Source organism: Labrenzia sp. OB1 (assembly GCF_001624695.1).
In the GTDB taxonomy this organism is placed as follows: Bacteria; Pseudomonadota; Alphaproteobacteria; order Rhizobiales; family Stappiaceae; genus Roseibium.
Genome location: NZ_JSEP01000004.1, coordinates 98,384 through 122,328 on the forward strand (window position 1 = coordinate 98,384; position 23,945 = coordinate 122,328).

At 56.2% G+C, this 23,945-nt stretch carries 13 protein-coding genes and 1 pseudogene; 11 read left to right on the top strand and 3 right to left on the bottom strand.

Annotation, left to right across the window (positions count from 1 at the left end):
- Window positions 1-129: 129 nt before the first annotated feature.
- Window positions 130-2,190 carry a TonB-dependent receptor gene (locus tag OA90_RS07015; RefSeq protein ID WP_347876832.1) on the bottom strand — a complete coding sequence of 687 codons (2,061 nt, stop codon included), beginning with the start codon at window positions 2,188-2,190 and terminating at the stop codon, window positions 130-132.
- 418 nt (window positions 2,191-2,608) lie between these two features.
- On the opposite strand from OA90_RS07015, the gene OA90_RS07020 reads away from it, so the two are divergent.
- The 7 genes from OA90_RS07020 (at window position 2,609) to OA90_RS07050 (ending at window position 10,151) form a co-directional block, all read left to right on the top strand.
- The gene (locus OA90_RS07020; protein WP_068409215.1) at window positions 2,609-3,403 is read left to right on the top strand and encodes an IclR family transcriptional regulator; all 795 of its coding nucleotides are present in this window, start codon (window positions 2,609-2,611) and stop codon (window positions 3,401-3,403) included.
- A gap of 287 nt (window positions 3,404-3,690) precedes the next feature.
- Window positions 3,691-4,599 carry a LysR substrate-binding domain-containing protein gene (locus OA90_RS07025; protein WP_068408944.1) on the top strand — a complete coding sequence of 303 codons (909 nt, stop codon included), beginning with the start codon at window positions 3,691-3,693 and terminating at the stop codon, window positions 4,597-4,599.
- Between the two features lie 131 nt (window positions 4,600-4,730).
- Window positions 4,731-5,891 (top strand): ABC transporter substrate-binding protein, encoded by a 1,161-nt coding sequence (locus OA90_RS07030; protein ID WP_068408945.1) that lies wholly within the window; start codon window positions 4,731-4,733, stop codon window positions 5,889-5,891.
- A gap of 73 nt (window positions 5,892-5,964) precedes the next feature.
- Window positions 5,965-6,954: an ABC transporter ATP-binding protein gene (locus tag OA90_RS07035; RefSeq protein ID WP_068408946.1), complete on the top strand. Its 990-nt coding sequence runs from the start codon at window positions 5,965-5,967 to the stop codon at window positions 6,952-6,954.
- Complete coding sequence (locus OA90_RS07040; RefSeq protein WP_068408947.1) at window positions 6,951-7,898, top strand: ABC transporter permease; 948 nt, start codon at window positions 6,951-6,953, stop codon at window positions 7,896-7,898. The genes OA90_RS07035 and OA90_RS07040 overlap by 4 nt, the downstream gene beginning before the upstream one ends.
- Window positions 7,888-8,703 carry an ABC transporter permease gene (locus tag OA90_RS07045; protein ID WP_068408948.1) on the top strand — a complete coding sequence of 272 codons (816 nt, stop codon included), beginning with the start codon at window positions 7,888-7,890 and terminating at the stop codon, window positions 8,701-8,703. The genes OA90_RS07040 and OA90_RS07045 overlap by 11 nt, the downstream gene beginning before the upstream one ends.
- Before the next feature lie 20 nt (window positions 8,704-8,723).
- A complete protein-coding gene (locus OA90_RS07050; RefSeq protein WP_068409216.1) occupies window positions 8,724-10,151 on the top strand; it encodes a gamma-aminobutyraldehyde dehydrogenase in 1,428 nt (475 codons plus the stop codon).
- 504 nt (window positions 10,152-10,655) lie between these two features.
- Here the strand turns inward: OA90_RS07050 and OA90_RS07055 are convergent.
- The gene (locus OA90_RS07055; RefSeq protein ID WP_068408949.1) at window positions 10,656-11,768 is read right to left on the bottom strand and encodes a tyrosine-type recombinase/integrase; all 1,113 of its coding nucleotides are present in this window, start codon (window positions 11,766-11,768) and stop codon (window positions 10,656-10,658) included.
- 518 nt (window positions 11,769-12,286) lie between these two features.
- Here OA90_RS07055 and OA90_RS29860 point away from each other — a divergent pair.
- Window positions 12,287-12,433, top strand: a pseudogene (locus tag OA90_RS29860) (Arc family DNA-binding protein); the annotation flags it as partial.
- A 747-nt stretch (window positions 12,434-13,180) separates the two neighbouring features.
- Here the strand turns inward: OA90_RS29860 and OA90_RS07065 are convergent.
- Window positions 13,181-15,016, bottom strand: coding sequence for a type II toxin-antitoxin system HipA family toxin (locus OA90_RS07065; RefSeq protein WP_068408951.1), 1,836 nt, complete (start codon window positions 15,014-15,016; stop codon window positions 13,181-13,183).
- Window positions 15,017-15,643: 627 nt separating this feature from the next.
- On the opposite strand from OA90_RS07065, the gene OA90_RS07070 reads away from it, so the two are divergent.
- The 3 genes from OA90_RS07070 (at window position 15,644) to OA90_RS07080 (ending at window position 23,945) form a co-directional block, all read left to right on the top strand.
- The gene (locus OA90_RS07070) at window positions 15,644-17,740 is read left to right on the top strand and encodes a DUF262 domain-containing protein (RefSeq protein WP_068408952.1); all 2,097 of its coding nucleotides are present in this window, start codon (window positions 15,644-15,646) and stop codon (window positions 17,738-17,740) included.
- A gap of 53 nt (window positions 17,741-17,793) precedes the next feature.
- Window positions 17,794-20,490: an ATP-binding domain-containing protein gene (locus OA90_RS07075; RefSeq protein WP_068408953.1), complete on the top strand. Its 2,697-nt coding sequence runs from the start codon at window positions 17,794-17,796 to the stop codon at window positions 20,488-20,490.
- 332 nt (window positions 20,491-20,822) lie between these two features.
- Entirely contained in the window at window positions 20,823-23,945 is a 3,123-nt protein-coding gene (locus tag OA90_RS07080; RefSeq protein ID WP_068408954.1) for an anti-phage-associated DUF499 domain-containing protein, read from the top strand.

Here is a 23,945-nt window from a genome sequence, read left to right on the forward strand (position 1 = left end):
CTGCATTCCGGGTCGGCGCGCAGCTTGTGCTGCACCTGCCCGTAAAGACGAGCTGAAGGGTTTCAAACAGCATGAAGCGCCTGCATCGGTTTCGATGCAGGCGCTTTTGTGTTTCAGGTTCCGCCTGTTCTAGAAAGTCGCCTTCGCGCCGATACCGAACATGCGTGGTTCCGTCATGATCGCGAAGTTGGCGACACCCGGCCGGTTTTCCATGTAGGTCGGGACACGCTCGTCGAAAATGTTGTTCACGTACCCATAGATCTGGAAGTGGTCGTGAACCTGGAAAGTCGCACGGGCATTGGCGATCGTATAGGGATCCACCTGGAGGGCCTGCGTGTTGAGATCGTCGGAATAATAGCCGTCGAAATGTTCGACATTCGCCGAGAGCGTCAGCTTTTCCATGACAGTCCAGTCCACGCCGGCACCGATCGTATACCCCGGAGCCTTGCTGAATTCGTTGCCTTCCACGTTGGGAAGCGTATCGAATTGCGTGATTTCGCTCTGCATCACGCCCGCATTTGCGTTGACGCGCAGGTTGTCCAGAACCTGGTAGCTCATCGCAAGTTCAAGACCGTAGGCATGCGCCTCCTCCGCGTTCAGCGTCAGCAACTGGGTCACGCTGCTGCCCGGAAGGGTGGTCTGGAAATACCGCTGGGAATCCTGATAATCCGTGTAGAACAGGTTCGCCGAGACAAGCAGCGCGTCGTCCAGCAGATTGGCGCGGCCGAAGATCTCATAGTTCCAGGACGTTTCCTCCTTGAACGGTCGCGCCGTTCCGCTGAAGAAATCGAAGCCGACCCCTCCGGGGTTGAAGCCCCGGTTCACCAGGCCGCCAACGGTCACGTCGGGTGTGATGTTGTAGGCAAGCGCGATCTTCGGCAGAAGCGCGTTGAAAGTCTCGTCATAGTCGAAACTCACCGGCACGGCGCCCGCAGTCGTCGATTGACCTTCGCGCTTGATCCGGTCGCTCTCGAAGCGCAGTCCGCCGGTCAGCATCCAGGCCTCATTGATGCGGTAATCGAGCTCGGTGAAGATACCGAGGTTGGTTTTGGAATCTTCGAAGTCTGGCGACCCGTTGTAGGGCAGCAGCAGGCTTTCATCCGAGTGGGTATAAGAGCCATAGAGACCGGCAACACCACTGATCGTGCTGTCCGCGCTGCCGAAATTCACCAGCGTCTCGTTCGACCAGTTCTGCTGGTCGATCTTTGCGTCGCCATTGCCGACGGGATCCAGGCTGCGGTCCACATAGAGGTCGGTATACTGCGCCTGATTGCTGATGACGACGCCATTATCGAACTCGTAGGACAGATCGGCAATTCCGGTATGCGTGCGCGAATAGAAGCTCGGCACACTGGCCTGATCGTTCTCAAGCTTGTCGAAGGGCTGAACGGTGGCCGCTTCATAGGTCGGCTGGTTATTCTGCGCCGTTGCATAGGTGAGCTTGGCCGTCAGGCCGGGAATGGCGTCCGGTGTATAGAGCAGTTTCGCACGTCCGTTGAACGACATGATATCGAGGTCTGTGGCCTCCTCGGTGAAACCCGAATTGATGAAGTCGATGAAGGTGTCGCGGCCATAATAGTCAACAGCGACGCGGGCGGCGAGCTGGCTGCTCAGCGGTCCACTCAGCATGCCGGACACCCGGTGCGTATTGTAGTTGCCGTATTCGGCCTGCAGCGCGCCTTCCGGGGTGAAGGTCGGATCTTTGGTCTTGACGATGATCGCGCCTGCGATGCTGTTGGCGCCCTGCGATGTTGTCTGTGGGCCGCGGAACACTTCGATCTGATCCACATCCCAGATGGAGGTCGCGCCAAACACGGTTTCGAAATAGCTCTGATAGTGCCCGTCGATGTTGATCGAGGCACGCGGCACCGTGCCGGAATAAAAGGCGACGGCGCCTGTGTTCGGTCCCTGGGTGTCCTGTCCCCGGATCACCGGAGCGACACCGACCGTTCCCGGATAATAGACGTTCGGAACATCCCCGATGGCGCTCTGGACGTTTTGTTCGTCCGGCCGTGTTTCAAGGTCGGCTCCGGTGATGATCTCCACCGAACTGGCCGTTTCCTGCAGGGTACGGGTGATGTTCTCGCCGCTCACGTAGATCGTGTCGAGCAGCGTGCTTCCCGATGCGGTGTTCGTTCCGTTGTCCTGAGCCCACGCGATACTCGATACGAGCTGTGAAACTGTGAACACAGCCGTACTGCCAAGCAAATTCGCAATCCGAGTAGGTTTCATTTTTTTACCCTGATAGTGATGATTCTGCGCCAGCTGGATAACTCTTGCCGCGACAGATTTCGGAGACAGAAATCCATTGCCGTCAGTGGTCAGAACTTGCCCCCCGGCCCCGGACGTATGGATCAATCGGGTTCCACTATACAGAATAGATTACACATTTCAACATGAGTTAAAAACTCATGAATAAAAGTTGCATTGCAGCAACATGACCGGGCAACGATCTGAATCTGAACGGGAATTTTGTCGGTTTCCCGATTGAACTGGAGGCGAATGCCCAATAGGCTGACGGGCAAACGGGGGAGATCGCTTTGCAAGACTGTTCAGGATCGGGATCCAGCGGCAAATGCTGCAAGGATCATGGGCGGACGCCGGTTTCATGAGTGAAGATAACGACAAGGACGGTGGCGAAGACACCCCGAAGCGGTCGGGAAACATACAGTCGGTTTCGATCGCAACCCGCTTTCTGAACATCCTCGCAAACGCAGCCGAACCCACGGCCCTCGGGGTGATTGCCCGCGAGGCGGGAACCGGCGGCCCCACCGCACACCGCTACCTGCAGAGCCTGGTGAAGGAAGGCCTGGCCATGCAGGATCCGCAAACCGGTTTCTACGACCTGGGTCCGACCGCACTCAGCATCGGTATTGGTGCCTTGAAAAGGATTCATCCGGTCGAGATCGCCGCCAGATACATGAAGGAACTTGCGAGCGGATTTGCCGCGAGCGCGGGGGTTGCGATCTGGACCGAGCGCGGGCCGACCGTCGTGCGCTGGTATCGCAGCTCCCTGTTTTCAATCAGTTCCGTCGGTCTCGGCGATGTCCTGCCGGTCGACAATTCGGCTTGCGGGCTGGTCTTCCAGGCGTTTCTTCCGGAGAGCCAGATCGACATGGCGAGAAAACTGCAGCCTGCGCATTTCCGTGGCAAACGCGCTTCGCGTAACCAGGTGGACGAGGTACGCAAGACCTGCTGGTCCGAGCTGACCGATCACCTTCTGCCGGGAATCACGGGACAGGCGGTCCCGGTTTTCGATGCCCAGCAGGAAATCGCCTGTGTCATGACGACCGTCACCAATCTCGGGCTGATGCACAAGCCGGAGGACCGGCGGGCCCTGTTCGAATGCGCCAAAAAGGTCGTGAGGGAAACCGGCGGAGCCGATAGGTTTGCCGTGGAGTGACCCCGGATGCCTGTCCGGTCTCGATACGCCTCGCCTTCGTGTCCCGGCCGCTCCGGTTCCGCATCGCCGCCTGTCAATTCCTGGTGGTTTAAAACAACAAGCTCTGGCACCACTGCCTTGTGTCCACACATGATCCAATATTTGGTGGATGCGCAGGTTGCAGACGGTGGATTGCAGAGTGTGCCGTGGGTCGCGGATGACGCTGACGACACCGAGGCTGATACGGCGTTTGGAGCCAACCAGACGCTGAGCTTGCATCGGTCTCATGTTGGTGCAAGGTATTTCGAATGTCTTTTACTCTTCGCCAGCTTCAGTTTTTCGTGGCCGCCGCCGAGAAAGGGTCGATATCGGGCGCGGCCCAGTCATTGTCGATTTCACAGTCTTCGGTCACGGAAGGCATCAAGGAACTGGAGCGGGACCTCGGTGTGATCCTGTTCGACCGGCATTCACGCGGTTTGATCATCACTCACAAGGGACACCAGTTCCTGCGTCATGCGACCGAGATCCTGTCAAGCGTTTCGGATGCGCAGCGTGCCTTCGTCGACCGCGAAAACGAGGTCACCGGCACCTTGAACCTGGGTGTGACATCCCTGGTTGCCGGGTATGTTCTGTCCGACATTCTCGCCCGTTTTCGCAGGGCCTATCCGGCGGTGCAGATCACGGCGACCGAGGATAGTGGTGAATACCTGGAACACCTGATGATTGGCGGTGAGCTTGATGTTGCCGTCATGGTCGTCTCCAACCTGCGCGATCGAATGGCCCTTCAGGCCGAAATTCTCGAAGTGTCGCCTTATCGCCTCTGGTTGCCGCTCGGACACAGGCTGGAGACGCCTGACAGCATAGCGCTGGCGGATATATCCGACGAGCCGCTGATCATGTTGACCCTGGACGAAATCGAAGAGGCAACGGGCAAACTTCTCGGCGCGCTGGGATCGCGGCCTCCCGTCGCCTTCAGGACACGGTCGGTTGAAGCCGTGCGCAGTCTTGTCGCGACCGGGGCGGGCATCGCGATCCTGCCGGATCTCGTTTATCGGCCCTGGTCGCTGGAAGGGGACAGAATAGAGTCGCGCGATGTGTCGGGAGCCCTGCCTGTCGTGCAGGTCGGCATCGTCTGGCGCAAGGGATCCCCGCCAAAACAGACAACGTTGAATTTCATCAACATCGCGAAGGCGCACAGGATGTTGCGCAACCGATAAGGTATCGGAATTTCCGATATGCGCTTTCTGATTTTTGGAATTGCGAAAGCTTGGACAAGCGCACAATCTGATATCCGCTCACATAAAAACTGCAGAAGCAGAGCTGCCATTCTGAGGGGAAGGCTTGTGAAATGAAGAAATTTCTTACGTGTTGTTCCGCCCTGTCCATGATCGTTGCCCAAGCGGCCAGTGTACAGGCGGCAGAGATGCTCACCGAACTTGGCGATCCGGAAGGCCAGGTCAATATCGTCGCCTGGCCGGGTTACCTGGAGCGTGGCGAAACCGATCCGAAGTTCGACTGGGTAACGAAATTCGAGGAAGAAAGCGGCTGCAAGGTTCAGATCAAGACGGCCAATACGTCCGATGAAATGGTCGCCCTGATGAATGAAGGCGGTTTTGACCTTGTTACCGCCTCCGGGGATGCGTCCTTGCGCCTGATTGCGGGCAAGCGTGTTCAGCCGGTCAATGTCGATCTTGTTCCGAGCTGGTCAACGGTCGATGACCGCCTGAAGGAGGCGAAATGGCATACGGTGGACGGTGTCCATTACGGCGTGCCGTACATGTGGGGGCCCAACGTGTTGATGTACAACACGGAAGCATTCGCGGAGCCGCCGAAAAGCTGGAACGTGGTCTTCGAGGAGATGACCCTGTCGGACGGCAAGTCCAACAAGGGACGTGTCCAGGCCTATGACGGGCCGATCCATATTGCCGATGCCGCCAACTACCTGATGACGCACAAGCCGGAGCTGGGCATCGTGAGCCCCTACGAGCTCAATGCCGATCAATATGCGGCTGCACTGGATCTGTTGCGTCAGCAGAGAGCGCTGGTTTCCCGCTACTGGCATGATGCCTTCATCCAGATCGACGACTTCAAGAACGAGGGCGTCGTTGCCTCCGGTTCCTGGCCATTCCAGGTCAATCTGCTGCAAGGGGAAGATCTGCCGATTGCTTCCACCATTCCTGAAGAAGGGGCAACAGGCTGGGCGGACACCACGATGATGCATGCGGAGGCGGAAAACCCGACCTGTTCGTATCTGTGGATGGAACACACGCTGTCCTCCAACCTGATGAGTGATCTGGCCGTCTGGTTCGGCGCAAACCCTGCCGTCCCGGCTGCCTGTACCGATGGCCGCGGCATGCAGACCGCGGAAGGTTGCACCAGGAACGGCATGGATGACTTCGAGAAGATCAAGTTCTGGACCACGCCGGTTTCCAAATGCGACAGCCAGGAACAGTGCGTTCCCTACTATCGCTGGGTATCCGACTACATCGGCGTGATCGGCGGGCGTTAAGTCCTGCGCCTTCTCCTGAAACGAAACGGCCACCTGCCGGGCACCCGGCAGGTGGCAGCATGAAGTTTGTGAGATGCAACCAGCAGTCCAGTTTTCAAAGGTGAGCCGGCACTACGGTGATGTACGTGCGGTCGATAGCGTCGATCTTGAGGTCGGCGAGGGCGAGTTCTTTGCCCTCCTTGGTCCCTCCGGGTCGGGAAAGACCACAAGTCTGCGCCTGATCGCCGGATTTGATCAGCCGACCTCCGGGCATATCGAGATCTTCGGCGAGACCGCCGAGGGCGTGCCGCCGTATCGGCGCAACGTGAATACCGTGTTCCAGGACTATGCGCTTTTCCCGCATATGTCGGTGCGCGACAATGTTGCCTACGGTCTGATGATCCGGGGCATGGGGCGCAAGGACCGCTATCTCGCCGCCGAGGATGCCCTGGAGATGGTGCGTTTGCCGGGCTATGGCGACCGGCCGCCGAGCGCGCTTTCAGGGGGGCAGCGCCAACGGGTGGCGCTCGCGCGGGCGATCGTCAACAAGCCCAGGGTTCTGCTTCTGGACGAACCTCTCGGTGCCCTCGACCTGAAGCTGCGAGAGCAGATGCAGGAGGAGCTGAAATCGCTTCAGCAGGCACTGGACATTACCTTCATTTTCGTCACCCATGATCAGGGCGAAGCGCTGTCCATGGCGGACCGGGTCGCGGTCTTCAACCAGGGCAGGATCCGGCAGATCGGTTCTCCCGAGGACATCTATCAGCGGCCCCGGAGCCGGTTCGTGGCGGATTTCGTCGGCTCGTCAAATGTGCTTGAACCGTCGTTCGTGAAGGATCTGACAGGCACCGGTACCTGGGCCAGCCTGCGTCCCGAAGCCATCCGGATCGGCGATGAAGACGGTCATCCCGCGACCGTCGTGTCACGCAGCTATACCGGCGCGATGAACCGGATTGGGCTGGAAATCCGGGGTGTGCGCCTGACGGCGACCGTTCCGGCCGACGTGCCTGTTCCTGCCGTTGGTGCCAGCGTAACCGCCTCATGGGACGCTGCCGCTCTTCATGTCATGGGCGCGGACGCATGACAGTGCTGGCACCAGCCATCCTCCCGCCAGGCGGCGGCGTGCTCGCCCGGCTGTCGGACCTCTTCTGGCGCAGGCCTTCCGTGCTTCTGGCGGTGCTGCTTGGTCCGCCGGTTCTGTGGCTCGGGGTGATCTATCTCGGGTCGCTTCTGGCGCTGCTTGCCCAGAGCTTCTTTTCAATTGACGAGTTCTCGGGCCTCATTCAGTACGAATGGACGCTGAAGACCTACGGCGAACTTCTGCATCCGGCGAATCTGGACATCATCCTGCGCACGGTTCTCATGGCTGCAACCGTGACACTCGCGGCGGCCGTCATTGCTTTTCCGATCGCCTATTACGCGGCCCGCTACGCTCGTGGGCGCTGGAAAGCCCTGTTCTATCTGGGGATCATGTTGCCGCTCTGGTCGAGTTACCTGGTCAAGGTCTATGCGTGGAAACTGATCCTGGCCAAGGAAGGCATTCTGAACTGGATCTTTGCCAAACTGCACATGACCTGGCTGCTCGACGCCGTGCTCGGCATTCCGGTGATCGGTGGCAATTCCCTGTCTGTAAGTTACATCGGCACGTTTCTGGTCTTTCTCTACGTGTGGCTGCCTTTCATGATCCTGCCTGTGCAAGCCGCGCTGGAGCGGGTGCCGGTCAGCCTTCTGGAAGCCTCCGCCGATCAGGGGGGCGGGCCGCGCCAGACGTTTCGCCATGTGACGTTCCCCCTGGCCCTGCCGGGCGTGATTGCCGGTTCGATCTTCACCTTCTCGCTCACTCTCGGCGACTACATCATCCCGCAGATCGTCGGATCGTCGCGGCTGTTTATCGGCCAGGCCGTTTACGCTCATCAGGGAACAGCGGGCAATATCCCGCTGGCGGCCGCCTTCACGGTCGTGCCCATCGTGATCATGGGCTTCTACCTGTGGGGCGCCAAACGCATGGGAGCTTTCGATGCCCTTTGACAGGCAAAAAAGGGCGTCGCTCGGGCTGACGATCGCGGCAGGCTGCGGACTGGCGTTCCTGCATCTGCCCATCCTGCTCATCTTCGTCTATGCCTTCACGACAGAGGAAAAGAGCTACCGCTGGCCGCCGCCCGACTTGACGGTGAAGTGGTTCTCGGTGACCTGGAACCGGCCCGATGTCTGGGAAGCGCTTGGACTTTCCGTCCAGGTCGCCGCGATCTCGACAGCCGTCGCGATGATTCTTGGAACTCTGTGCGCAGCCGCAGTCGCCCGCACGAAGTTCTTCGGGCGTGAGACGATTTCGCTACTGGTGATCCTGCCGATCGCCCTGCCGGGGATCATCACGGGGATCGCGCTGCGCTCGGCATTCAACATTGCCGATATTCCCTTTTCCATCTGGACGATCATCCTGGGCCACGCCACATTTTGCGTGGTGGTGGTCTACAACAATGCGGTTGCCCGGTTCCGCCGCACCTCGGGATCCCTGATCGAGGCGTCCATGGATCTGGGGGCAAACGGTTTCCAGACATTGCGCCATGTCATTCTCCCCAACATCGGAACTGCTCTGCTGGCCGGTGGAATGCTGGCTTTCGCCCTGTCTTTCGATGAAGTCATCGTCACGACCTTCACAGCAGGCCAGCAGGCGACCTTGCCGATCTGGATGCTTGAAGAGCTTGTCCGGCCGCGGCAGCGCCCGGTGACCAATGTGGTCGCCATGGTCGTGGTTCTCGTGACGTTCCTGCCGATACTCGGCGCTTATTATCTCACCCGCGATGGCGACAGGGTCGCCGGGCACGGAAAATAACAAGGAAACGGAGGTTGATCGTGGACACTCAAATGCTGATCGGAGCCGACTTCGAGGCTGGAACAGAGCACGAAGAAACCATCTTCAACCCCAAGACGGGTGAAAGCATCCTGAAGCTGCCGGAAGCCTCGAGCGCGCAGGTCGAGCGGGCGGTCGAGGCGGCGGACAAGGCGTTCAGGACCTGGTCCCGGACAACGCCCGCGGAAAGATCCGGCTATCTGTTGAAGATCGCCGACAGGATCGAGGCCGAGGCCGGTGGCTTCGCAGCTCTCGAGGCCCTCAACTGCGGCAAGCCGATCAATGCGGTCGGGGACGACGAAATTCCCGCGATCGTCGATTGTTACCGTTTCTTCGCCGGAGCCGCACGCTGTGTTCCCGCAAGCGCGGCGGGCGAATACATGGAGGGGCATACGTCCATGATCCGGCGCGACCCGATCGGGATCGTGGCGTCGATCGCCCCTTGGAATTATCCGCTGATGATGATGGCCTGGAAACTGGCGCCCGCGATTGCCGGTGGCAACACGGTCATCTTCAAACCGTCGGAGCAGACCCCTCTGACCGCGCTGAAGATGGCGAAGATCCTCGCGGACATCTTGCCCGAAGGGGTGGTGAACATTGTTCTGGGCCGTGGGGAAAGCGTCGGCAACGCGCTGATCAACCATCCCAGGGTGAACATGATTTCCATCACCGGCGATGTTGCCACCGGCAAAAAGGTCCTTCAGGCCGCGTCCAGGACGGTCAAGCGCACGCATCTGGAATTGGGTGGCAAGGCACCGGTCATCGTCTTTGATGATGCGGATCTGGACGCCGTCGTCTCCGGCTTGCGCGCCTTCGGCTACTACAATGCCGGCCAGGATTGCACCGCCGCCTGCCGGATCTACGCCAGCGACAAGATCTATGACCGGTTTGTCGCCGAGCTGACGTCGGAAGTTTCCAAAATCGCCTATGCCCAGGAAGACGATACCCGGAACGAAATCGGCCCGCTGATTTCAATGCGTCAACGGGACCGGGTCGCCAGCTTCGTCGAGCGTGCCCTGGAACATTCACACATGGAAGCGACAACCGGTGGCAAGGTCCATGACGGCAACGGCTTCTTCTATCAGCCGACGGTGATCGCCGGAGCGCTGCAATCCGATGAAATCGTGCGCCGCGAGGTGTTCGGGCCGGTCGTCTCTGTGACGCGTTTTTCGGATGTCGATGACGCCGTGACCTGGGCAAACGACAGTGACTATGGTCTTGCCTCGTCCGTCTGGACCAAGGACGTCTCCAAGGCGATGGCCACCTCCGCCCGCCTTCAATATGGCTGCACCTGGGTCAACACCCACTTCATGCTGGTGAACGAAATGCCGCATGGTGGCATGAAGCAGTCCGGTTACGGCAAGGACATGTCTCATTATGCGCTGGAAGACTATACCGCCGTCCGCCATGTGATGATCGCCCATGGGTAGAGGACACGGACATCGCCGTGGTGTTTCGCGGGAAATATTTTTTGCCCGGAGCATGTTGCATTAAGTTAAATTCGGGAGGCCACCCGAAAGCACTGCACTGCGAACGCCGCCTCGGGCGTCTTCCTGAGGCTATGAACCCGCGAGAGCGCGGTCCGGATACCATAAAATTCCGGCCGCCACCCTTCGGGCTGGTCGCCGTCCTGTCTTCAATTGGGCGTTCACTTTTCGACCGGTGGTCACCTTCTCCCCTGAGACGAATGCTGACAGGCCGGGCCTGATACTCTGTTCTTCGGACCCCGGATCGCTCCATCGTCCATGTCCTTCAAACTGGAAACAGACCAGCCTCAAAACGCGAAATCCTCACGAGCGCGGGTCAGCACGAAGTTGTAACCCGTGTTTCCGGTACAAACTGTTACCTATGTCTCCGGGTCGGACACTGAGATTTTTGGCGCACCCGACAGGATTCGAACCTGTGACCTCTGCCTTCGGAGGGAAGATATCATTTTATGATTCTTTCTTTAAATTCAATGCGTTATCGCGCATCTGCTGCAAGACCTGTACGCGTCCTGTACGAAGAGCGTCCATAATCTTCTGCTCTTCGTTCTCCGAATGACCGTATGTATCGAAGAGCAACTTCACGTCTTTCCAACGGCCCAGCTTTGCCACTGTGTGAGGGTCGATCCCGTGTCGATTGAGCATTTCTGTAGCAAAGCCGTGTCGGCCCGCCGCATGTGGCATGCGGCGGTCTATGCCCGCAGCGTCGCAAATGCGTTTCCAAGGCTTGTAGATGCTGCTGCGCGAGGCGTAGCCAAACACGAGCAGTGGGCGCTTCTGGTTTGGATCACCTGTTTTTCTCGGACGACGCGGCTTCAGCGTGGCCAACTCTTTCGCCAGCTCTTCAGACAGCGTAACTGGCGTCTCGCCATAGCCCTTGGCGGACGGCATTTTCACGCGACGGTTCTCCAGGTTCAGATGATCTGGTGTGAGTGCCAGTGTTTGGCTAATCCTCGCTGCAGTCTCGAACATGAACTGCGCCATCAGGCCAAAACGCAAATCGCTGTGCTCTTTGAATAAAAATATCCAGAGCCAATCTCCGGGCACCTTTTCGACATTGCTTTGTTTGCCGCGCAGGACGTCCTGCTTTTCGCTTTCCATGTTCGAGTAAGCCTTGATCTTAATTGGCTGGCACTTCCCAAGGTCATGTGCGTTATTGATCACCGCGCGAACCGGCCCAATAACCTGCTTGCGCCATGTGCTCGTCGAGTTGCCCGGCGAGATTGCCGGACCCAGCTCGCGCACCATTTTTGGTGTGATTTCATTGACCGGCTTGTTCTCCAGGTAGGGCATGAGCTTCAACAGGTAGCCGGCATATTCCGGGGTCGGATTATAAAGCTCAACGGCGTCAGAAAACAGAAACGGCCTTTCTTCTTCAGGGAGGTCCGAGGCGTAATAGGCTCTGATCTGTTGCTGCTTGAACCAGGCTAGGTACGTTTCTGCATCAGCTTTTCGAGCCTTTCCCGTGCTCTTACGGATGTACTTACAGTCCGGGATCTCGTCGATACGGCCGCGGATGTGCCATACGTCGGTGTCTTTGCGCTTGATAAGTTCGAGGGGCATTGCTCTATCTGACTGAGAATGAGTTCGATGTGATCGGGGTGAAGCAGCATGGGGCGCGTGCAGGTGTAAAATGCGCCCAACCTGCGGGCCTTGGCCGTCAACTGGCGAGCAGAAATCCGAATGCCCTTCTCAGCGAAGATGGACACCCATTCCACGGCCGTTTTTGCCTCGGTCAAAGCCTTGGGAAGTGTTGTCGATTCAATCACAATGACGACCGTTTATCGACCAGACTGAGGAGAGCTGGGCGCCTGACGGGATGCGCAGGCCAAGTCTTCCATTCGATGCCGGATGCATCGCACGATTTCGCTGTTCAACGAAGAGGCGTTCTTCTGGGTTTCCAATTCCAGAAATCGCTTGGTCTCAACAGGCAGGCGCAGGAGGACCTTTGGCCAGTTTTGTTTATTCATTTCACATGCTCCGAGTTAATAGCATAGTGCTATCTATCGGCGCACCATATGTCACAAAGATCGCATTCTGCTAGTATTTTCTGCATAGCACTTTGCGAGTATCAACAGGCCATGACGAGCCAGACCAAAGCCAAAGATAAAGATCAATTTGTCGTCCGCCTTCCAGACGGTATGCGCGATCAAATCGCCGAGGCTGCAAAACTCAGCAATCGCTCCATGAACGCTGAAATCGTTGCGCGGCTAGAGCAGACGTTTATGTCCAGCGTTTCCACCAGGTACAAATGGGCGCTGGCGCAGATCAATGACGCGGTCCATGCGAAAATATCTGTCTCGAAAGTCGCTGAGGCTGTTTCGGAAGAGACGGCGGAGCAATTAGAACGAGTCTTTGGAGGGAGCGCATATCCACCTTTTGAGCTTTCCGACCGAGTCGCCAAATATCTGAATGTTCGGCCGGATTGGCTCAAGCATGGCGAAGGGCACCCTTTTGAAGTGCATGATTTGTACTCTTATGGTGTGGACTTGGCGGAAATGCTTGCGAAGCAGCGCCCGAAAAGAATTGTGTTTATCCGGAGCATGGCGAGGGAAGGCAACGTGGCTATTGTCACGATGCATGATGGTTTCGTCTGCCAAATTTTCAAAACGACGTTGAATCTAAGCGAAGTGGTTGGCGGCTCCGGCGAATATGATCAAGCCCGTTTTTCAAACACATGCAGAAAGCTGAGTTTGGACTATAGGCGGTTAGACTCTTCCAGTTATCTTTTGGAGCCAGAGCCATTTATTCAGCTCATACATGGAGACCTGAACCCTCTTCTTGCAGTCAAGCAGGCCCGGTCGTCATCTTGGTTCTCAGATTGGTGGCAACCGTCCAGCTTTGAAAACCAGGCAAACGACTATGGTTATTGGGCTGGCTATCAGGAGCTGTGCAAAAGGGTCTATCGCCATATCGAACGCAACGATGAATTGCGATTAGAGCGTGACGCAATTTTGGAATGACTAGGCCCAAAATCATTCGAATGCGTCAACGCGTTCGCGGCAGAGCCGGAGCATTTGCTCGGCCTTGGCGGCAATGTCTTCGTCTATGCCGGGAACATCCGGAATGGTGACGGCATCAATGCCCACACGAAGCCCGGTAAGGACGGCGTCGATCGCCTGGTTGGCCGCGCCGGCGGTCAAGCCGGCGATCGCTGCCGACCTGAGGAAATCAGCGCGGCGAAGGCGACTGTCCTTGCCGTTGATCTTCAGTGCCATGCGATCATGTTCGAGGCCAGGAAAGACGACCGTGGTGACGGCGTCATAGAGCGGCGCGACACGTACGGTTTCGAAGCTGCGTGTATCCGGCTGGGCGACCTTGAGCAGTGCAAGGTTCTTGAGGTGCATGTCTCCGTCGGCAATGAGCCAGGCAAACAAGGCGCGCTTGAGCACGAGCAGCAGATCGGCTTCCGGCTCGGATGAGAGCGGCCGCACTGCACGCGCAATACGCTCGATAGTGCCGTCATATTTCGCTTCGGGAGGCAGATCGAGAACTGAACACAAATCTTCAAGCGCTATTCGCCGCTTGTCGTCAGCGGAAGTGCTAATGTCGAAGCGCTCGACAATCAGCGCAGGTGGCATCCCGTCCGGCATGGCAACCAGCGCCGTCGAGGGCGTGTCGAGCCCGGCATGGCGACCGAGTGCCATGGCGAGGAATTCGATCACCGGCAGTGCTTGGAAGCCGCTTGTCCCGGCGGGCTTGAGTATGTGCGTAAATGGCAGCCGGGTACTGGGAACGAGCCTCCCGTCCTCACCGAGGAACATCGGTGCCTTGATCTGCACTCCGGACAGACGCGGTGTGTCGGCGCTGGCGTAAAGGCGCGCGAGCTTCTCTTCAAAGCTGTGCTCGATGTCGCCACGGCCTGGTCCCGCATAGGTGCCGGTGAAGATGCCATCCGTTTTGAAATCGTTCAGACGACAGGTCAGAATGTCGGCTGGCAAGGCGTCAAGCTCGGCAGCCTTGGTGCTGATGGTGATGTTCGACATGTAGCGCTTGCCCGAGCGCAGAACGGCGCGTTCATCGCTTTCCTTGAGAATGCGCTCCAGCCACCCCTCAGGCAGAAGAGAGAGAATGAAAGGGGGCAGCTGGCCGGGAACGCGCTGCTGAATCAGTGGCAGATCGAACCCCTCTTCCGGTTTCCAGCGCCATTCAAAGCCGTCGTACAAGAGATGCCCGATATGGGTTCCATGCCAGGCAACGATGAAATCGAGCGCCGCTTCGTTGCGAATCTCAATTTTGGCGCCGGTATGAAGAAGATAGCGTTCTGCCTGCTCGCCCTCGCGATACCACTGGTTTTCACGGGCCAGCGCCCATAGCGCATCGGCAGCGGCTTTGGGGCTGCCATACTCGTCCACCAGTCGCTGTGCGATGTCGGCACGCATTGCTTCATCGATTGAAGCGGCATGCTCACTGCGCAGGCGAAAACCTTCGAGAAATCGCTGACGAACGGACGAGACATTGGCGTGGAATTCCCCCATGCCATCATCGATGACGGCGGTGGCAACGGCCGGGTGTTCGGGGGTCACGTTCTGGATGATTTCCAGGGTTCTGATACGTGTCCTCTGACTGCGCGGCCCGCTGATGAAGAGCCGTCCATCGCGCGTCGGCGCGAGCAGGACAGCGCTGGCAGCGGAGAGATAAGCGCGAGGATAGAGATAGCGGGCAATCCGGATGGAATGCCGAAGCACATCGACGTCCGCATCGGCGCCGGCATCGACGTAGATGCCGCGCATGAGTTGCACGATCTTGCCGGTTTCGGCCTGATAGTGCGCACGACTTTTATCGAGGTTCTCGCCAACGAGATAGAGCAATGTTCTAACTTTCGCGTATTCGACCTACGAGAAGGTTAGGATTATCCGCCTCAACTGTCAAAAAATACTGACTTTCGCGTGTTTTATATACGCAAAGGTGAGAATCTTACCTCAATTGTGCAAGGGGGCGGACCCATCGCTGGGCCTAGTCGAGGAAATCACGGGCCGTAAACGTGGCCGCGTTTTCGCCTACAGAGCCTATCTGGATATCCTGAGCGAAGGGGCGGCACTGTAAAAAAGTTGGCAAGATAAATTAGAATCCACTGTGTTGAGAAACAACTGTTCTAGTGCTCGCTTTGCGCCCCCATTTCGGTCGTTTGAAGCTCTAGAGGTAAGCCGCGAAAGCGGACACGATATCGCAAGCAGCATGCATCCGCTCCACTAGAGTATAGTGATCCGGCTCTAGGAAAAAGGGGCACTCTGAAGGCGGCCGAGCAGCTGTGTGTCATCTCAACCGTCACGTTTCTGTAAAGCGACGGTAATTTCGGGTCGCGGCCTTTGGTGATGAGTGGCGTGTCGAGAATCAGCCACGACTGAACTGAAATTGACGGTGACTTTATAGGATGACTTGCATAGCATAGGCGAATTCTACTAACGGTATATGGTTTAGTTGCGCTAGGGGGGACAATGAAGCCTTATACAAGGTCGATAATCGAGCTGTTTGATGGCAAGAAGCGTTTTTTGATTCCACTGTATCAGAGACGGTACGCTTGGAAAGAAACCCCTCAGCTTGAACTTCTTTGGGAAGATATTGAGCGTGCAGTCTCAAGACTGATGGAGGACCGCACTTCTCTCACTCCGCATTTCATGGGCGCCATTGTTATTGCCCAAATAAAGACCTTTGGTAAACAGGTGCAAGCCTATGAAATTATTGATGGACAGCAGAGGCTAACGACGTTCCAGCTACTTTTGGCGGCATTGCGAGATGTCGCCAAGGCCAATGGCTCAAACTATGAAACAGAGATTCAAAAGTATTTATTGAATGACGGCGTGATGGAGCGCCCAAGTGTTGAGCGATTTAAGCTCTGGCCATCGATCACGGATAGACGATCTTTCGTTTCAATAATCGACCCAACTGCCGATCTGGATGCAGTCTCTCCGCCTCCGACTGACGAAGATGGAGTCGTCAGGCTCTCAGTTGCTGCTCACTCCTATTTCAAAGGTTGCATTGAAAGCCAGGTAATTCAGGATGGTGTATTCGAAGAACACCGGCTTGAAATCCTGTTCGAAGCGCTCAAGGAGGGATTGGCCGCGGTATCAATCGAATTGGAAGGAGGAGACGATCCCCAGACAATATTTGAGACGCTCAACAGCCGCGGCGTAGACCTAACTCCCGGTGACTTGATGCGCAATTTCATATTTCAGCGGGCAAAGGGGCTGGGCCAAGCCGACCATTCTCTCGTGGTGGACAAGCTCTACGAGAAGCATTGGCTTCCATTGGACCGTGCGTTTTGGAGTCAAGTGGCTTCTCGTGGGCGGCAGACACGGGCGCGTCTCGACTGGATGCTTACAGATCATCTGGCCATGCACGTCGGCAATCTAGTTTCGATTGAGGGGTTATTCGAGAGCTATCGCCGATGGATCCTCACCGAGCGCCCATTTGATAATGTGACAAAGGAACTTGAGTCTATTTCGGCTACCGCGGCCATCGAACAGCGCTTATTCAATCAAGACATTGATGATCCAATCGGTAACTTTGGGCGTTTCGCAGATGCATTTGACGTGTCGACCGTCATGCCTTTGGTAATTTACCTCGCCATTGAACCTACTGTGGCGAATGAAATCGACAGGGCTCTGGAAGTTCTTGAAAGCTATATCCTCAGGCGCGACATTTGCGGATTGACAAACAAAAACTACAACAGGTTGTTTGTTGGTCTCATTGATCGACTACGCAAGGCTGAAGGCGACAAGATCGATGCAATGATTTCTAATTTATCAAACCGTCGATCGGATATTGACCGTTGGCCAACCGATGAAGAGTGGCGCAATGCATGGCTCAGCCGCAGCCAGTACAAAGGTGCTCGGCAAGCTCGATTACGGTATCTCTTTGAAGCGATAGAGATGGCCAAACGGTCATCGCTTAACGAGGAGATCGAGATAAAATCTGCCCTAACGATCGAGCATATTATGCCCAAACGATGGCGGGATACTTGGTCGATCCCGGGATACGACAATGTGGATGACGATGATGTTGAATATTTGGGCCGGCAGGCAGAACGTGATGCGGTGATAGACCGGATTGGCAACCTGACTCTTCTCACAGGAGCGTTGAATTCCTCTGTATCGAATGGCTCCTACTCAGTGAAGATGCCTGCGGTAAAATCTCATTCTAGCCTTGCGCTGAATCGCGATCTCAACCAGTTCGACAATTGGAACGAAGAAACGATCTCAGAGCGTGGCCTTTCACTATTCGAAATCGCAGCGCGTGTATGGATGGCTCCGCCTAATGGCGATGAAACAGAAAGTGAAATACCAGCAGGTGCAAATAGCCTACCTGTCGAGGGTACAAACTGCTGTTTCACCTATGCTGGCCGTCGATATGACGGACGAATTGAAAACGGCTCGCTTGCCGTAGAGGGGATCGTCCGTCGTTTCGACTCGCTCTCAGCAGCGTCTCGATTCATAACGCGAACTCACCGCAATGGCTGGAAAGACTGGCATTTTCAGGATGGTCAGGATGGCTGGGTTTTGGCTGACGAGTGGCGCCGTCGCATAGCGTCATAAGAAGTGAGGAAAGTGCCGTTTTTGGGTGACTATACCCGGTAGGGAGAGAATTTGTGGACGAAAATAAGAACGAAAGAATCGCCTCGATTGCAGGCCACTCACTTCATCACTTTACCGAAACTGCGGATCGGGCAAGGCAGGCACTGAGGGTGTCTCATCCAGACATTGGCAATGCGATGGCGTCCTTCAATGCGGCCACGGAAGACGCTGTAATAAGAAAAATGGACGAGGTCACGGATTCGCGGACCCGAGAGCTTCGCGCGCTCTTGTTGGAACCTGCCGTCGCTCGTGTTGTAGCCAAAGATGAGGAAGGCAATCGACGCATTTACTTCGTATCACGTGCTACACCATACAGATCCCCATCGGATGGCAGTTACGCCGTTAGCTACAATGCGATGCCACTCGGCAGGCTGGCAGCCTTAGGAATCGGGGGTGAAGTCGAAGCCCCCTCCAGCAATGGACCGATTACGCTCACGGTGATCGAGAAAGCTATCCTGACCCCGAAGGAAATTGAGGGTCAATGGGATTCCTTGAAGTCGGTGGTGGAAGGAGAGCAGTTCGGACCTTTTACAGTCCCCTCGTTCCGTGCGCTGCTTGAAGGCTTCGGCGTTCCAGAAGAAGAACTGGATGCTCTTGACGCGCTACTGGCCGAAGACATGGCCGCCGGCCTTGTATTGGAAGGGCTGCGGCGAGACGCCATTGCCAAGATGGAATTGCGGGACTTGGCGATCCTTGACGAGTATCAGGACGAGATTTTCCGACTGCCACTTGACACTCACCTCGTCATTCTGGGCCCACCCGGAACAGGAAAGACCACAACGCTGATTAAGCGGTTGAGTCAGAAGCTTGACTACCCAAATCTCACTGACGAAGAGCACGACGTTGTCGAGCGCACCGTTGCCGGACAGGCTGGTCACCACACTAGCTGGATAATGTTTACGCCAACTAGGCTTCTAAAGCAGTACGTGAAAGAAGCCTTTTCCCGTCAAGGCGTACCGGCCTCAGACGAGCGAATTCAGTCCTGGGACGATTATCGGCGCCATCTTGCTCGCAACCATTTCACGATTCTTCGATCGGGATCCCGTGGTCGATTGGTGATGCGGGATGAACTGCCATCGCTTACACCTGATACCGTTCTTGAACAACGTCAGTGGTTCGAGGACTTTTTCGACTTCCAGCTCGAACTATTCTGGGAAGGTCTCCATGATCACGCCAACATTCTCGCAAGTGATAATGCCACTTCTGTCAGACAGATTGGCCAGCGCGTTCTGGCCGTCCTTCCTTCCAAACTCAATGGGCCTAATCCAGAGTCGATCGTTGCGCTGAACAATTTGTCTGAGTCTCTGCAGGCTCTGATAACTCAGATGCGAACTGGCACCGAGAAAACTATCCGAAAGGAAATCGCACAAGTTTTGCAAAGCGAACCGTCGCTGTTGCCGGAGCTTGTAGCATTTGTCGCTACGCTCGATGCAGTTGATGATCCTGATGAGGATGAGCTTGATTCTGAGGAGGACGACGAGCCGCAAAAAGTTCGCGTGGGGCGTGATGCAGCTATTGACGCCTTGATCAAAGCTTTGAAAGCAAAAGCGCGGGCCGTTTCGAGCAGCAGAAGAGTTGGTCCACGTACCCGTAACGGACGAATAATTGAATGGTTTGGGGAGCGTGGTCCTGACCGTGAGGCGTTGCGAAAAGTAGGACAGGATCTGGCGGTGCAGACTTCACTGCGCCGTTGTTTGTCCCCTGTGCGGCGGCTTGTGAACGCTATGCCCGCTCGGTATCGGCGCTTCCGCCGAGTGCGTCAGGCGGAAAGGCAATGGTACAATGCGGAAGGGTTTCAGAAACACGAACTGCATACGCTTGAAGTGGACGTTATTCTGTTGGCGCTTCTTCGGACTTGCGCAGACCTGATTGCGGATCGAAGGATCGCACGTGATCTCGATACACCGTCCTATTCGGCTCTCAATCTGCTGAGGTCACTCTACCGAACTCAGGTCCTAGTCGATGAAGCGACAGACTTCTCGCCGATTCAACTCGCCTGCATGGGGGCACTCTGTGATGGGGCGTCTAATTCATTTGTGGCTTGCGGCGATTTCAATCAGCGAATTACCGATTGGGGTAGCAGAGGGAGCGATGATCTTCGATGGGTCTTTCAGGACTTTGATATTCGGTCAGTTTCGATTTCCTACCGCCACAGTCGACAACTGAATGAGCTTGCAAGGGACATTGCACATATCTCAGATCCCGAGGTGGAAGAGGCACAGTTGCCGCAGCGAGTGAACAACGAAGGCTACCCGCCCGTCCTGGGAACAAGCATCGTCAGTATCCATGATACCGTTGAATGGCTCGCAGATCGGATCGCGGAAATCGAGCGCTTGGCAGATGAATTTCCCCCAATTGCGATACTGGTGACAGATGAAGATGAAGTGATCCCGTTCGCAGATGCGCTTGACCAGAAACTGGCCGACGCCAACATCCGGGTCGTACCGTGCCCTCGCGGCCAACTTGCGGGCGAGGACAATGATGTTCGCGTCTTTGATGTTCGCCACATCAAGGGACTGGAGTTCGAAGCAGTTTTTTTCGTGGGAATTGATCGTCTCGAGCAGTTTCACCCTCATCTATTCGAAAAGTTTCTTTACGTGGGTGCGACCAGAGCGGCTTTGTTCCTAGGTGTATCAACCTCAGAAACCGATTTGCCGGAACGCATTCAGTCGCTGGAAAGCGCATTTGCTAAAGATTGGTCGCACCAATGACATGGTGCATCCCGTGGCGGTATCAGCCTCTTGTGCTCTCTGGTAAAGCGTCTGATCACGACAAGAGCGGCAAACTCGGGTGCTTGTCGGAGGCTATTAGTGGACTTCGCTGGCCGGCCCGCCATAGCGGCATTGCCCATGCTAAAAAGACGATCGGAAAGCTGGGACGGTTCTCTGCAATCACAACATGAATGCCGTTTTAGATCCGGACGTGCGCGTGATACTCCGCGTTGTGCAATGATCGCAGAAAAGCAGTTACCCGATGAAGGCCTCTGAGGAATAGTCGGGACAGAATTCGGCACGTTAGTGAGATATGTCGTGGGGGCTCCTCAATGATCAAATCCGTTAAACAGGCATGCATTTTTAATCCGGTGATCCGGGATTACCGGATGGCGGAGGGCATTGAAAACCTCGCCGATCTCATTGCAGACAATGGTGACGGACGAGAGTTCTTTGCGAGGAACTTCATAACCCACGGTATGGAGCAACTCTTCAAGGAAGGCATGCTTCGCTTGTCTGGAAAATCGGATCAAGCGGTCTTTGAGCTGACCCAGGCCATGGGCGGCGGTAAGACACATATGATGGTTGCGCTCGGACTTCTCGCTCTCCATCAACATTTGCGGCCGGAAGTCCTGCCGGCTGTACTGAATGACCGGGTGGAGTTTGGCGAAGCGCGAATTGCGGCGTTCAACGGCCGAAACAGCCCGGACAACTTCATCTGGGGCGAAATTGCCTCCCAACTCGGTGCGGACGAGGCAATCCGGCCTCATTGGGCAAATGGTCCCAAGGCCGTAGACCAGCGCAAGTGGAAAGAAATCATTGGCGATTCGCCGACGTTGATCCTGCTTGATGAGCTTCCGCCATACCTCCAGAATGCGGCAACACAGGCTGTTGGAGCTGGAACGCTGGCAGACATGGTTGTTTACAGTCTGAGTTCGTTGATGAGTGCAGCGCTCGAACTTCCGAACTGCGCGATTGTCATCGCAAACCTATCCGGAAGCTATAAATCGCAAACCAAGGCTCTGGCCGACGCAATTGCTAACCTGCAGCAGGAAGCCAGACGCCAGGCCATGACGATCACCCCGGTCCAGCTTGCCGGAAACGAGATCTACGAGATCCTGAAGAAACGGCTCATCGACGAACTGCCAGACGAACGGACGATATCCGACGTCGCCGAAGAATACGCTCAACAGGTCAAGAAAGCGGAAGATGGCGGCTACATCGTGGCGTCAAGTATCGAACAGATCGCTGAACAAGTTCGGGAAACCTATCCATTTCATCCCTCTTTTAAGCATCTTGTGGCACTCTTCAAGGAGAATGAGGGGTTTCGTCAGACCCGCGGTCTCATGCAGTTCACGGCAAGGCTCCTCAAGAGCGTGGAACAGCGCCAAGCCGATGACATCTTCCTGATTGGTACTCAGCATCTTGACCTCAACGACGACCAGGTGCGGGATGAAATTGAACGCATCGCTCCGAAACTGCTACCTGCGGTAACACGTGACATTGCCGACAGTGGTAATGCGATTTCTGAGACCATCGATTTTGAGCTCAGTTCCGACGCTGCACAGCAGGTAATGACGCTTCTGTTGGCGTCGTCGCTTTCACGCGCTGTCGGTGGGCGCATTGGGCTGTCAGATAGTGAAATTATCGAGTTTCTTGCTGCACCAAACAGGAAATCGGATGAATTCCTGACTGCACTTGAAAAGCTGCGCGAGCAGGCCTGGTACCTGCACCGGGAAGAGCAGCGCTTTTTCATCAAGGAGACCGAGAACCTCTCGAGACAGATCGAGCGCACAGCCAGGGAGATCCCCCAGCCGAAGATCGACCAGGCTCTCATCAATCGTTTGACGGGTATCCTGCAACCGGTCAGCAAGCGTGCCTATCAGGAACTGCAAGTGCTTCCGAAGCTGGATGAATTGCGTCTCGGTGGTCCAAGAGTGCTGATCGTGATTAGGCCGGATGGTCGGGTGCCTCCGGATGAACTTCAGAACTTCTTCGATTATCAGCAGGAAAAGAACAACTTGCTGGTTCTGACCGGTCAGGACAGCCATTTGGCCAATGCAGTTGAGGAGCGGTTACGGGAGCTTTATGCCATCGAGCAGATCCACAAAAGATTGAAGCCTGGGGACACGCTCTACGAAGAAGCTCGAGACCGCCTCGAGGAGGCCGAGGAGCGGTTCCACAAGGCGCTGTCTGCGGGCTATAACCGTATTTACTATCCTGCTCAGGAACAGACGGACGGTAGCGAGCGCCTCATGCCGGCGACGATCGACAATGGCCTCAAGATCGGCGAGGGAGACCAGTCGGCTGAAGTCCAGATCGAGAAATTGCTTGCCAGCCCGCGCGCCAATTACAAGCTGGCGCTCGATATGGCCGAAGACCCGACGCAATACTTTGCGATGGCCGAGGAGGATCTGTGGCCATCGGGCAAGGACAATCGTCGGACGCCGTGGAAAGATGTGGTCAGTCGCGCCAAGAGTTTTCCCGTTTGGCCGTGGATGCCAGGCTCCAGTGGTATGGACAGCTTGAAAGCTGAGGCATTGAAGCAAGGTCGATGGCGTTTGGGAGAGGACGGCTACATCGAAAAAGGACCGTTTCCTCAGGAAAAGACAACCGTAAACGTCTCGCTCCAGGGGAGCAATCCCGAAACGGGCGAGGCGCTTCTCAGCCTGACACCGCGAAATGCCGGTGACAGCCCAATCATTTATTATTCGACGAAACCCGATGTGTCGGAAAACGATCCTCAAATAGAGGACATCGACAACTTCTCCACCGGAGAAGGGACGCTGTATTTTTGGGTGAGGGAACCATCCGGGAAATATGAAAGCGGCCCGCCGATTCGTTGGACGGCGGACCTGAAGATCCGTCACCAGGTCGACCCGGCAGGTGGCAACCGGTGTGTTACCCTGCAATCAACACCCAAAGCAGAAATTTCCTATTCGCTTGACGGTTCCAATCCAAAGGATGGCCAAAAATATGATGGGCCATTCGAAATCGGGCCTGAAGCGATCCGTCTGCTCGTTTATGCTCGCGCAGGTGAAGCCAACAAGACCGCGGATTTTCAGATCCCCGCGAGCGGAGACAAACGGGTTCAAATCGACGATACCAAAGCCGCACGACTTCAGGGTAAACGTGTTTCCCTGGACACCACTGACCGCGTCTATGGTGTGATCAACAAATTCAAGGACAGTGCGAACACGCTTTTCAAAGGTGTTCGCATCGAAATAGGTGAAGGTGAGAACACTGTTACCGTCCGGTTCCAGGAACGTGCGATCACGGCAGCCATGATAGAGGGTGTGGTAAACAGCCTCCGCGACGTCCTTCAGGAGGACCAAGCGGAGCTTGCCATCACAATCAGTGACGGCATTCAGTTCGAGAATGGATTTGCTGTGAAGGAATTCGCGCAGATTGCGGGGCTTGACCTCAAGCCGGGTGAACTTGTGCAGGAGACGTGA